Consider the following 11981-nt stretch of genomic DNA (forward strand, 5'->3'; position numbering starts at 1 on the left):
CATGGCTCGTACGCCGATCCGTACCCGTACCCGTACCCGTACCCGTACCCGCGTCCTCGCGGCCGCATCGTCGGCCGCCGCCCTGCTCGCCGTCACCGGCTGCGGCGCCGCGGACATGACGAAGCAGACCTCGCCCTTCGCCGCCCCGGCGGGCATCAGGACCGTCACGCTCTCCGTGCAGTCCTGGGTCGGAGCGCAGGCCAACGTGGCCGTCGCCCAGAAGCTGCTGGAGGACGAGCTCGGCTACCGCGTCGACCTCGTACAGACCGACGAGGTCCCCGCCTGGGACGCGCTGAGCCAGGGCCGCGTCGACGCGATCCTGGAGGACTGGGGCCACCCCGACCAGGAGAAGCTCTACGTCGAGGACAAGAAGACCATCGTCTCCGCCGGTGACCTGGGCGTCACCGGCCACATCGGCTGGTACGTACCGAAGTACTGGGCGGACGAGCACCCCGATGTCACGGACTGGAAGAACCTCGACAAGTACGCCGACGAACTGCGCACCCCGGAGAGCGGTGACAAGGGCCAGCTCATGGACGGTTCACCGTCCTACGTCACCAACGACACCGCGCTGGTGAAGAACCTCGACCTGGACTACAAGGTCGTCTTCGCGGGTTCCGAAGCCGCCCAGATCACCCAGATCCAGCAGTTCGCCAAGGAGAAGAAGCCCTTCCTCAGCTACTGGTACCAGCCGCAGTGGCTGTTCAACGAGGTGCCGATGGTCGAGGTGAAGCTCCCCGAGTACACCGAGGCGTGCGGAGCCAAGGACCCGGAGGACATCGACTGCGCCTACCCGACGACACCCCTGCAGAAGTACCTCAACGCCGACTTCTCGAAGCGCGGCGGCGAGGCGGCCGACTTCCTGAAGAAGTTCACCTGGACCGAGGAGGCGCAGAACGAGGTGTCCAGGATGATCGCCTCGGAGAAGCTCACCCCGCAGGAGGCGGCCGAGCGCTGGATCGAGAAGAACCCGCAGGTGTGGAAGAAGTGGCTGAGGAAGTAGCACGGCGGTGACGTGAGGGCGCTGCCGGGGACCGGGGCCCCCGGCAGCACCCTCACCGCACGGTCAGCGGGCCCGCACCGTCGCCGTCACGTCCCGGTCGGGCTGCAGGGTCAGCGCGGGTACGTGGCCGATGGTCCCCGGGTCCACCTCCAGATCGAACCGGCGCGCCAGCACCGCCAGGATCAGCACGGCCTCCACCATCGCGAAGCGCGTGCCGAGGCACACCCGGGGTCCGCCGCCGAACGGGAACCACGCGTACTCGGCGATCTCGTCGCCGTCCTCCGGGTCCCAGCGCTCCGGCCGGAAGGTCTCCGGCTCGGGGAACCAGCGCGCGTCGCGCTGGGTGGACCACTGACTGCTCCACACCCGCGTGCCCTCGGGCATCGGTACGCCGCCGATCCGCGCGCCTTCCTTGGCCACCCCGGTGACCAGCCAGATCGTCGGGTACAGGCGCAGGGTCTCCTTCACCACCGACTGGGTGTAGGTCAGGTGCGCGTAGTCGTCGAAGGTGGGCTCCCGGTCGCCCAGGACCCGGTCCAGTTCCCCGGTGAGGGCCGCGCGCGCCCGCGGATTGCGGGAGAGCAGATACCAGGCCCACACCAGCGTCGAACTGGTCGTCTCATGGCCGCCGATGTAGAGGGTGACCGTCTCGTCGCGGATCTCCTCGTCGGTGAGGTGCGCGCCGGTCTCGTCGACCGCGGTGAGCAGCCGGCTCAGCAGATCTGGGCGCTCCCCGTCACCGTCGCGGTGGCGTGCCACCACCCGGGCCACCTCGGCGTCGATGACGGCGGCGGCCTTCTTGATCCTGGTCCGGCCCGGTGTAGGCACCCAGTCGGGGAGGATGGCACCGATGCCGCTGAACTCCTTGCCGATCTCCTGCTGGGCGACGTCCATCGCCCGGCCCATCGCCTCCGCGTCGGCCGGGGTGTCCACGCCGAAGATCGTGCGGACGGCGATCCGCTGCGTCAGCGCCGCCATCTCCCGCTTGATGTCGACGCGTTCGCCGTCCGACCAGGTGTCGGCCAGCTCCACCGCGCACGCGGCCATCGTCGAGGCGTACGACTTCACCTGCTTGGGCCGCACGGACGGCTGGACCAGTGAGCGCTTGCGCCGCCAGTCCGTCCCCCGCGCCACCACGACGCCGTTGCCCATCACCGTACGGAACGCGATGCCCAACGCGGGCTGGTCGAAGGTGCGTTCCGTCTCGGTGAGCAGTTCGCCCACGTAGTCGGGGTGGGAGATGAACACACAGCGGTTGCGGCCGAAGCGCCAGCTCACCATGTCCCCGTGCCCGCGCAGCTGCTCGAAGAAGGCGAGCGGGTCCTTCGCGAACCGGGGCAGATTCCCGAGGAACGGCAACCCTCCGGGGCCCGGTACCACGGCGGGGCCGCGCGGCTCGGCGAGGGCAGCCGTGCCGCGGTCCGTACCGGTACCCGTACCCGCATCCGTATCCCTGGACATGAAAGGACTCCGCTCCCTGGTGGCGCACCGCAGCCGGTACGCAGTGACCCGGCCCCCCATCGAACAGGACGGGGGCGCACTCCGGCAGGGCGTATGGAACGCCATGGCCGGGAACCGTCATCGGCCTTGTGGAGTACGTGAGTTGCCGAGCGTAGTCGCAAGAGGGCAGCTGTTCGAACACGGTGGCGCGGTGCTCCACCGCGGCGCTCCGGCGTGACTGCACCCGCCACGCCGCAGATCATGGGGGGCCGCCCACGTCCCCGGAGCACCCATGCCCTCCCGCAGCCTCCCCGCCGTGCTGGTCTTCACCCGTACCACCGCCTACCGGCACGACTCGATCCCCGACGGGATCACCGCGTTCCGGGAGCTCGGTGCGGAACACGGCATCACCGTGCACGCCACCGAGGACCCCGACGTCTTCGCGGACGGACTCGGCCCGTACACCGCCGTCGTGTTCCTCTCCACCAGTGGCGACGTCCTCACCCCCGCCGGGCGCACCGGACTGCGGGCGCACTGCGCGGCGGGCGGCGGCTTCATGGGTGTGCACGCGGCGGCCTGTACGGAGTACGGCTGGCCGTTCTACGGCGCGCTCCTCGGGGCCCGGTTCGCCCGCCACCCGGAGCTTCAGCCCGGCACGGTCAGGGTCGAGGACCACGACCACCCGGCCACCGGGCACCTGGGCGCCACCTGGGACCTTACCGACGAGTGGTACGACTTCCGCACCAGCCCCCGGGCCGCCGTGCGCGTCCTGGCCTCCGCCGACGAGTCCAGCTACGCGGGCGGGGGCATGGGCGCCGACCACCCCCTCGCCTGGACCCACGAACACGAGGGCGCCCACGTCTTCTACACGGCGCTCGGCCACACCGCCGAGGCGTACCGCGATCCGGTCTTCCGGACGCATCTCCTCGGCGGTCTGCGCCACGTGACGGGGCACCACCGCGACGGGGCCGAAGAGCCGTATCGGCTGTCCGGGTCATGATCTTCGAGGTCGCGGCGGCCTGCCACTCAGGACGGGTCCGGCGCGGGGCCGCACCCGTCCTGGTGGCAGTCGCTCAGATGCCCGGGGGCACCCGGGACGGGCGGCCGTTGCCGCGCGTCAGGGAGTAGCCGAAGACGGCTGCCAGCGCACCGAGCAGGCCGCCGCCCACGGTCCACAGCCAGCGGTCCGTCCACCAGCCGGAGGCCCAGCCGTCGTCCGGTTCGCTGCCGAGGGACACCCGGTCCTGCCCGGTGCCGTCGTCCGACGCCCGCTCCACGGAGGACACGCCGGGCACCAGCGGCTCGGCGAGAGATCCGTCCACGTCATGGGCGCCGCCCCCGTCGACGGAGGTGACCTCCAGCTCCGTGTCCACCGGCAGTCCGAGGTCGGTGGCGGGCAGATCGAGGACCGTGAGGCGCACGTAGTAGCTGCCGGGCAGCGGATCATCGGCCCACGGCTCCGACCAGGCACGGACGGTCCGCAGGACACAGGTCAGTTCGACCGAGGCGGCGTCCGCCGCCGCCTTGCGCGTCTGGTGGCCGTACACGCACGCCTGCCGCCTCCGCAGTCCGTCGTACACGTCGATCTGCCAGGCCGACGCGCCGTGCCGGGCCGCGCTCCCGGGGAGCGTGACCTTCGCGCGGACGGTGGCCCGCTGTCCCGCGTCGGCGGGGAAGACCCAGTACAGGTAGTCGCCCGTGGACGCCTCGGCGGTGGCCCGCTGCCCCTGCTGGACGGCGGTGGCGGTACGGAAGGTGGTGCCCGCTTCCGTGGGTCCCGCCTCGCCGTCCGGTGCGGCGCTCGGACTGCTGCTCGTGTCGGTCCTCTGGACCGAGGGGGCGGCCGTCGCGGCTCCCGCGGACGTCACCAGGGCGAGGCCGGCCAGCAGGCCGCTCGCAAGTGCACGTGTCGTACGCATCAGTTGGTCCTCCATACGGCGACGCGCCAGCGTGAGATCCAGCCGGTCAGGAGACCCGCGACCAGTCCGGTGAGGACCAGTACGCCCAGCAGCCACCAGCCCCGGCCGAGTCCGAAGGCGGCCACGTCGGCCGCGTCGCCGGGAGCGTCCACCAGGTCGATGGTCAGCTCGACCGGCAGGCCCGGTGAGGTCTTCACCGATGCGGCGGCCGAGAAGGAGTTGCTCAGCTGGAGGCAGACGGCCTCGGGGCTCAGCTCCTCGTCGTCCGGGACGTCCTGTTCGACCTTGGGGTAGCGCAGCCCGGACGAGATCACGTCCGTACGGCCGGTGCCGGATTCCGAACCGCGGACGATCTCACGGCCGTGCACGGTCACGGCCCGCAGCAGGACCCCGTAGTCGTTGTTGACGGCACGGTCGGCCGCCACGCTCACCGAGGCGCGCAGTTCCTGACCGGGCAGCACGTCCACCCGGTACCAGCGGTGCTCGCCGAACTTCTCGCGGTCGGTGTAGAGGCCGGCCTTGAGAGCCGGGGCCGCGGAGCAGCTGCCGGCGCCCTCGGTCGCCACCGGGGTGACGACGGGCTCGGCGGCGCGGTCCACCAACTGCTTGACGCGGCCGGAGAGTTCCTCGGTGTGGGTGACGGCCGTGTAGGTGCCGCCGGTGGCCTCGGCGATGCAGGTCAGCTGCTGGCGGATCTTGGCGTTGGGCACCAGACCAAGCGTGTCGATGACCAGGTGCACACCGCGGGCGGCGATGTCACGGGCCACCTCGCACGGGTCGAGCGGGCCGCAGGTGTCCTCGCCGTCGGTGATGAGAACGATCCGGCGGGTGCCCTCGCCGCCCTCCAGGTCGTCGGCCGCGCCGAGCAGCGCGGGACCGATCGGGGTCCAGCCGGTGGGGGCCAGTGTGGCGACCGCCGTCTTGGCCTCGGTGCGGTCGAGCGGACCGACGGGGTAGAGCTGCTTGGTGTCCTTGCAGCCCGTCCTGCGGTCGTCGCCCGGGTAGTCGGCACCGAGCGTCCGGATGCCGAGCTGCACCTCTTCGGGCACCGCGTCCAGCACTTCGTTGAACGCCTGCTTCGCGGCAGCCATCCGGGACTGGCCGTCGATGTCGCGTGCGCGCATGGAGCCGCTGACGTCGAGAACCAGCTCGACCTTGGGTGATGCGGAGCCGGTGGGTTCGTCGGCGGCGGCCGGGAGGGCGGTGCCGAGCCACGCGGCCAGGGTGGCGAGCAGTACGCACACCCCGGCCCGCAGCCGTCTTCTTATGATCATCGCCGGATCCTATTGAAGATCCGTTGGCATCCCAAAACGCGGGCGGCGAAGGCTGGTTCGCCGCTCGGGTTCAGCCTCCGAGTACGGGTCGCGCGGCCCGCTCCAGCACCGAACCGACCCGCTCCCAGGTGTCCATGTCCCGTTCCACCGCAGGGAGTTGACGGTCCTCACCGCCGGTGTTCCAGTAGGCCGCCACGGCCACCGGGTCCCCGCCGCCGGCCGCCGAAGCGGCGAGTGCCGCCGCGCCGCGGGCGACCAGTTCGCCACCGGCCGGTACGACGAGGGGGCGCCCGGAGAGGCGGCGCACGGTCTCCACCCAGGTGCGGCCCCCGGCCCCGCCGCCGATCAGCCGCAGCGGACGGGCGGCGACGGCGGGATCGGCCGGGTCCAGCCCGCAGGCCCGCAGCAACTCGTCGAGCGCGCGCAGCACGGTGAAGGCCGCGCCCTCGTAGGCGGCGCCCAGCAGCTGCTGCGGCGTCGTGTCGTGCCGCAGTCCGGTGAGCAGGCCGGACGCCAGGGGCAGATCGGGGGTGCGCTCGCCGTCCAGGTAGGGCAGCAGGACGGCCTCGCCGCCGGGCGTCGCGTCATCGCGGTGCAGGCCCAGCAGGGCGGCCACCTTGTCGACGGCGAGCGTGCAGTTGAGGGTGCAGGCCAGCGGGAGGTACGTACCGTCCGCCGCGGCGAAGCCGGAGAGGGCCGCCGAGACGGGCCGGGTGCGGGACGAGGCGAACACCGTCCCGGAGGTGCCCAGGCTGAGCACCGGATGGTCCAGGAGTCCCGCGCCGCCCAGGCCGAGGCCGACGGCGGCGCTCATGTTGTCGCCGGTGCCCGCCGCGACGGCGATCCCGGCCGGCAGGCCGAGGACCTCCGCGGCGGCGGTGGTCAGGGAACCGGTCCGGGCGGCCCCGGTGGCGGCCACCTCCGGCAGCAGCGCCCCGTCCAGGCCGAGGAGCGCGAGCAGCTCGGGGTCGTAGGCGCCGGCCGCCGTGGAGTACCAGCCGGTGCCCGAGGCGTCGCCGGGGTCGGTGAACGCGGTGCCGGTGAGCCGCTCGGTCAGGAAGTCGTGGGGGAGCCGTACGGCGGCCGCGGCCGCGGCGGTGCCGGGGTCGTTCTCGCGCAGCCACTGCCACTTCGTCGCGGTGAGGGAGGCGACCGGGACGGAGCCGGTGCGCGCGGTCCAGGCGTCGGGGCCGCCCAGCGCCGCGGTGAGAGCGGTGGCCTGCGGGGCGGACCGGGTGTCGTTCCACAGCATGGCCGGGCGCAGGGGCCTGCCCTCCCGGTCGAGCACGACCAGTCCGTGCTGCTGCCCGGCGACGGCGATACCGGTGACGGCGGAGGCGCCGACGCCGGACTCCTTGATCCCGGCGGCCACCGCCAGGGACAGCGCCTGCCACCAGATCTCGGGGTCGCTCTCGCGGGCCCCGCCCTCACCGGTGACCGTGTGCGGCGCGCGGCCGACGGCGAGCAGCTCGCCGGTCACGGCATCGGTCACCGCCGCCTTGGTGGACTGGGTGGAGCTGTCCACGCCGATGACGACGCTGCGCGGCGGCATGGGCTACCTCTTCTCGCCTGGGGAACGGTGTGGGGAAAGCAGTGCACGCCGGGATTTGATCGTGCGGAAAACAAATTACGTGATCGTCACGCCCTCGACCAGGGGCCGTTCCGGTTTTGTGGTGGTGGGGGGTTACGTCACGGGGGTGCCCCGTGCATGATTAGTCATGACACTGAACAAATAGGGTCGGCCGGTGCTGCCGGTACCGGACCCGACAGCACTCGAAGGCGGCCAGACGATGACGGAACGCTTCACGCCCACACCGGAGGACAAGTTCAGCTTCGGTCTGTGGACGGTGGGCTGGCAGGGGCGCGACCCGTTCGGTGACGCGACCCGCGCGGCCATCGACCCGGTCGAGTCCGTGCAGCGGCTCGCCGGGCTCGGCGCGTACGGAGTCACGTTCCACGACGACGACCTGATCCCGTTCGGCTCGACGGACGCGGAGCGGGAGGGGCTCGTCAAGCGGTTCCGGCAGGCGCTGGACGCGAACGGACTCGTGGTGCCGATGGCCACCACGAACCTCTTCACCCACCCGGTCTTCAAGGACGGGGCCTTCACCGCGAACGACCGGGACGTACGCCGTTACGCGCTCCGCAAGACCCTCCGCAACATCGACCTCGCCGTCGAGCTCGGCGCCACCACCTATGTGGCGTGGGGCGGCCGCGAGGGCTCCGAGTCCGGCGCGGCGAAGGACGTCCGGGTCGCGCTCGACCGGATGAAGGAAGCCTTCGACCTGCTGGGCGACTACGTCACCGAACAGGGCTACGACCTGCGCTTCGCCATCGAGCCCAAGCCGAACGAGCCGCGCGGCGACATCCTCCTGCCGACCATCGGCCACGCCCTCGCCTTCATCGAGCGCCTGGAGCGCCCGGAGCTGGTCGGCGTGAACCCGGAGACCGGGCACGAGCAGATGGCCGGGCTCAACTTCCCGCACGGCATCGCCCAGGCGATGTGGGCCGGAAAGCTCTTCCACATCGACCTCAACGGCCAGTCCGGCATCAAGTACGACCAGGACCTGCGCTTCGGCGCAGGCGACCTGCGCCAGGCGTTCTGGCTGGTCGACCTGCTGGAAGGCGGCGGCTACGAGGGCCCGCGCCACTTCGACTTCAAGCCGCCGCGTACCGAGGACTACACGGGCGTCTGGGCTTCGGCCGAGGGCTGCATGCGCAACTACCTGATCCTCAAGGAGCGCGCCGCCGCCTTCCGCGCGGACCCGGCCGTGCAGGAGGCGCTGCGCGCCTCCCGCCTGGACGAGCTGGCCCTGCCCACCGCCGAGGACGGAGTCGCGGGACTGCTCGCCGACCGCTCGGCGTACGAGGAGTTCGACATCACGGCGGCCGCGGAGCGTGGCATGGCGTTCGAGGTCCTGGACCAGCTGGCGATGGACCACCTGCTCGGGGTGCGCTGACCCCGGCCGCGTACCAACCGGGCGCGGGAGCGGGTCTGCGGCAGGCGCGGAAGGGAAGCGGCGGCTTCCCTCCCATGCCCGCCGTACGCACCCGGGCCCGCGCCCGTCCGCGTTATACGGGGGCGCCGAAGCGCCGTACGAACCGCTGCTGCCAGGGGGTCTCGACGGCACGGGGGTGGTAGGCGCCGCGAACGAACGCCACGGCCCGGTCCGCCGGGACCCCGTCCAGTACGGCCATGCACGCCAGGGCCGTCCCCGTACGTCCGATGCCGCCGCCGCAGGCGACCTCCACCCGGTCCGTGGCCGCCCGCGCCAGCGCCTCGCCGAAGACCTCCCGGGCCCTGACCCGGTCCGTCGGGAGCCGGAAGTCCGGCCAGCGCACCCACCGCGACTCCCAGGCCACGGGCTCCGGTTCCCTGCCCAGCAGATACACCCCGAACGTGGGCGCGGCACCGCCGGGCAGCGGACGGCGCAGCCCCCGCCCGCGCACCAGCAGGCCGGAGGGCAGGGTCAGCACACCGGCGTCCGCGGGCCCCCAGGTCCCGGTCATCGCGCCACCCCCGTCCCGTTGCGCCCCGCGTACGCCACGGGGTCGGCCAGTACGTCCTGCATCACCAGCGCCGCCGCGCCCCGCGCCGCGTCCCCCGCGACGGACGAGGCGCGCAGCCGTCCACTGCCCGGGGACCAGAGTCCCGAGACGACTCGGCCCGTCAGTTCCTCGTCGGCGGGCGGTGCGAGCCACGGCATCAGACTCCGGTAGATGCCACCGAGCACGACCGCCTCCGGGTCGATCAGATTCACCGCCCCCGACAGCACCCTGCCCAGCATGCGTCCGGCCTCCGCCACCGCTTCGACGGCACGCGCGTCGCCCGCCCGTGCGCGCCTCTCCAGCTCGGCCACGGGGCCGGTGGTGTCCTCGTCGATGCCCGCCGCCCGCAACAGCGCGGCCTGTCCCGCGTACTGCTCCAGGCAGCCCCGGGAACCGCAACGGCACTCCGGACCCGCCGGGTCCACCACGACGTGCCCGATCTCCCCGGCGAAACCGTGCGCACCGCGCAGCAGTTCGCCGCCGATCACCAGGGCTCCACCGACCCCGATCTCACCCGTCAGATAGAGAAAGCTGCGTGCCTTGTCGAGGCCGCCGAACCACAGCTCGGCCAGCGCCGCGAGATTGGCCTCGTTCTCCGAGCTCACCGGCAGCGCCGCCCGGCCGGGGCGCAGTCCGGCGAGCGCACTCGCGAACAGCTCCTCGGCAGGCACCTGGTTCCAGCCGAGGTTGGGCGCCTGGCGCACCGAACCACCGGACACCAGACCCGGCAGCGCGAGCGCCGCGCCGACCGGGTACAGGTCCTGCTCGCGCGCCGAGTCCAGGGTGCGGGCGGCGATGCCCGCCGCCCGGGCCACGACCTCACCGGGCGGCGCGCCCCGGTTGTCGATGTGCTCGGTCTGGCGGACCCGTCCGGTGCCCGCGAGGTCCACGACGCACACCGAGACGTAGTCGATGTTGATCTCGACGCCGAGGCCGGCCGGGCCCGTGCGCGCCACCTTGAGGGCCGTACCGGGGCGCCCGGCCTGCCCGCTGAAGGTCTTGCCGGACTCGGTGAGGAAACCGCTGTCGATGAGCTGCTCGACCAGCGAGGACACGGCGGCCCGGGTCAGCCCCACGCGCCCGGCCACCCCGGCCCTCGTCGCTTCCCCGGCCTCGCCCTCGTCCCGGACGGCCCGCAGCACGAGGCTCAGATTGTGACGTCGCACGGTGTCCTTGTCCGCCTTGGGCCCCAGGGGTGCGAGGTTGCTCTTCATATAGTCGCCGACCCTATCTCGCGGCAGGCCGCGGAAGGCCGCCGAAGAGCGCGGAAGGCCGCCCCGCCGCCCGGCATACCGGGGCGACGGGGCGGCCTGTCGGATGCGGCGACCGGCCGTCCCGGACCGGCCGGCCGGCGCCCCTCGCGCGTCAGGCGGTGGCGCCACGCTCCTTGAGCATGTCCGCCATCAGCCCGATCTCCGACTCCTGGCCGCGGACCATGCCCGCCGCCAGGTTCTCGATCTCCTCGGTGCCCGCAGAACCGGCCGCCGCCCGCGCCATCTCGGCGCCCGCCCGGTGGTGGACGGTCATCAGCCGCAGATACAGGATCTCGGCCGGCCTGCCCTTTGCCTTCCGCAGCTCGTCCAGTTCCGCGTCGGTGGCCATGCCCGGCATCAGCGAGCCGTCGCCCGTCGCCGTGACGGTGTGCCCCATCCACTCCATCGGCGGCCGCTGCGAGCTCTTCGGCCTGCCCCACGTCTCCAGCCAGCCCAGCATCATGCCGCGCTGGTTGGCCTGCGTGTTGATGATGTCGTACGCGAGACGGCGTACGTCCTCGTCGTCCGTACGGTCCCGGACGATGAAGGACATCTCCACCGCCTGCTGGTGATGGATCGACATGTCGCGGGCGAAGCCCACATCGGCCGAGGTCTCCGCGGGTGCGGCCGAGGAGGACGTACCGGCAGCCGACGAGGCCGCCGAGGACGGCTGTCCGATAGTGAGCACCACCAGCCCCAGCGCCAACAGGAACACCACGGCGCCCGCCAGAACCAGCGGACGGGGGACGCGTACCGCGGAGGTCACTTGTCCAGCCCACCCGAGCAGGCGGCGCCCGGCTCAGGCGTCTGCGGGCCCTGGACGTACTTGCTGAAGAACTGGGCGACGCGGGGGTCGGTGGCGCTCTTCACCGTGACCTGCTTGCCCCAGGCGCTGAGGATCAGCGGGGCGTCCTGGTCCGCGACGGGGCTCATCAGGGAGTACGGGGTGCTCGAGACGCGCTTGCTGAGGGCCTCGACGTCGGCGTCCTTCGCCTTGTCGTTGTACGTGACCCAGACGGCGCCGTGCTCCAGCGAGTGGACCGCGTTCTCCTTCGGTATCTCCGCGGTGTAGACGTCGGCGTCGCAGTTCATCCACACCTGGTTGTGGTCGCCGCCGACGGGCGGGTTCATCGGGTAGTCGACCTTCTTGCTGACATGGTTCTGCTTCAGCTTGTCCCAGGTCCGTTCGCCCTTGACCGGGGAGGACTTGGCCTGCTCCTCGGCCTTGTCCTTGTCGTCGGCCGCGGCCATCAGATAGCCGCCCCCGGCGACGAGGGCGGCGACCACTGCGACGGAGGCGCTGATGGTGATGACGCGGACGCGGCGCTCGCGGGCCCGCTCCTTGCGACGGGCTTCGTCGAGCTTGGCCCGGCGGGCGGCGGCGGGGGTGTTCTGGTTCTTGTTCCTGGCGGAAGCCATGGCAGGTCCTCGGGTTCAACGGGACGCAGGCGCGGGCGTGCGCGTTGCGTGGGGAAGGAAGAGGCAGGGGGCGGCCTGCTCCCGGCACCGGCGGGACCGCGGGTGCGAGGAGGGGGCCCGGCCT

Annotated in this window: 11 protein-coding genes; 3 read left to right on the forward strand and 8 right to left on the reverse strand. The window is 72.3% G+C overall.

The annotated features are described in order from the left end of the window. Position 1 precedes the first annotated feature (1 nt). A complete protein-coding gene (locus ACFWSK_RS24140) occupies positions 2 to 1003 on the forward strand; it encodes an ABC transporter substrate-binding protein (protein ID WP_383789802.1) in 1002 nt (333 codons plus the stop codon). Positions 1004 to 1066: 63 nt separating this feature from the next. On the opposite strand, the gene ACFWSK_RS24145 is transcribed toward ACFWSK_RS24140, so the two are convergent. Next, the gene (locus ACFWSK_RS24145; RefSeq protein WP_383789805.1) at positions 1067 to 2464 is read right to left on the reverse strand and encodes a cytochrome P450; all 1398 of its coding nucleotides are present in this window, start codon (positions 2462 to 2464) and stop codon (positions 1067 to 1069) included. A 271-nt stretch (positions 2465 to 2735) separates the two neighbouring features. Here ACFWSK_RS24145 and ACFWSK_RS24150 point away from each other — a divergent pair, with 271 nt between their 5' ends. After that, the gene (locus ACFWSK_RS24150; RefSeq protein ID WP_383789808.1) at positions 2736 to 3443 is read left to right on the forward strand and encodes a ThuA domain-containing protein; all 708 of its coding nucleotides are present in this window, start codon (positions 2736 to 2738) and stop codon (positions 3441 to 3443) included. Between the two features lie 73 nt (positions 3444 to 3516). On the opposite strand, the gene ACFWSK_RS24155 is transcribed toward ACFWSK_RS24150, so the two are convergent. The 3 genes from ACFWSK_RS24155 to xylB form a co-directional block, all read right to left on the reverse strand. Further along, positions 3517 to 4362, reverse strand: coding sequence for a hypothetical protein (locus tag ACFWSK_RS24155; RefSeq protein WP_383789811.1), 846 nt, complete (start codon positions 4360 to 4362; stop codon positions 3517 to 3519). Next, positions 4362 to 5636: a VWA domain-containing protein gene (locus ACFWSK_RS24160; RefSeq protein WP_383789813.1), complete on the reverse strand. Its 1275-nt coding sequence runs from the start codon at positions 5634 to 5636 to the stop codon at positions 4362 to 4364. Before ACFWSK_RS24160 ends, ACFWSK_RS24155 begins: the two co-directional genes overlap by 1 nt. A 70-nt stretch (positions 5637 to 5706) precedes the next feature. Beyond that, positions 5707 to 7188, reverse strand: a complete 1482-nt coding sequence (gene xylB / locus ACFWSK_RS24165) for a xylulokinase (RefSeq protein ID WP_383789815.1) — start codon at positions 7186 to 7188, stop codon at positions 5707 to 5709. 238 nt (positions 7189 to 7426) lie between these two features. Between xylB and xylA the strand changes: the two genes are divergently transcribed. Beyond that, complete coding sequence (xylA, locus tag ACFWSK_RS24170; protein WP_383789890.1) at positions 7427 to 8596, forward strand: xylose isomerase; 1170 nt, start codon at positions 7427 to 7429, stop codon at positions 8594 to 8596. A 112-nt stretch (positions 8597 to 8708) separates the two neighbouring features. Here the strand turns inward: xylA and ACFWSK_RS24175 are convergent, their stop codons facing one another. From ACFWSK_RS24175 to ACFWSK_RS24190, 4 genes are all read right to left on the reverse strand, one after another. Beyond that, a complete protein-coding gene (locus tag ACFWSK_RS24175; protein WP_383789818.1) occupies positions 8709 to 9146 on the reverse strand; it encodes a protein phosphatase in 438 nt (145 codons plus the stop codon). Further along, positions 9143 to 10399, reverse strand: a complete 1257-nt coding sequence (locus ACFWSK_RS24180) for an ROK family protein (protein ID WP_383789821.1) — start codon at positions 10397 to 10399, stop codon at positions 9143 to 9145. Before ACFWSK_RS24180 ends, ACFWSK_RS24175 begins: the two co-directional genes overlap by 4 nt. Before the next feature lie 151 nt (positions 10400 to 10550). Beyond that, positions 10551 to 11204 carry a DUF305 domain-containing protein gene (locus tag ACFWSK_RS24185; protein ID WP_383789824.1) on the reverse strand — a complete coding sequence of 218 codons (654 nt, stop codon included), beginning with the start codon at positions 11202 to 11204 and terminating at the stop codon, positions 10551 to 10553. Then, entirely contained in the window at positions 11201 to 11857 is a 657-nt protein-coding gene (locus ACFWSK_RS24190) for a DUF3105 domain-containing protein (RefSeq protein ID WP_383789826.1), read from the reverse strand. Before ACFWSK_RS24190 ends, ACFWSK_RS24185 begins: the two co-directional genes overlap by 4 nt. Between the last annotated feature and the right edge of the window lie 124 nt (positions 11858 to 11981).

The sequence above is a fragment of the Streptomyces sp. NPDC058620 genome (assembly GCF_042717135.1).
GTDB lineage: Bacteria > Actinomycetota > Actinomycetes > Streptomycetales > Streptomycetaceae > Streptomyces.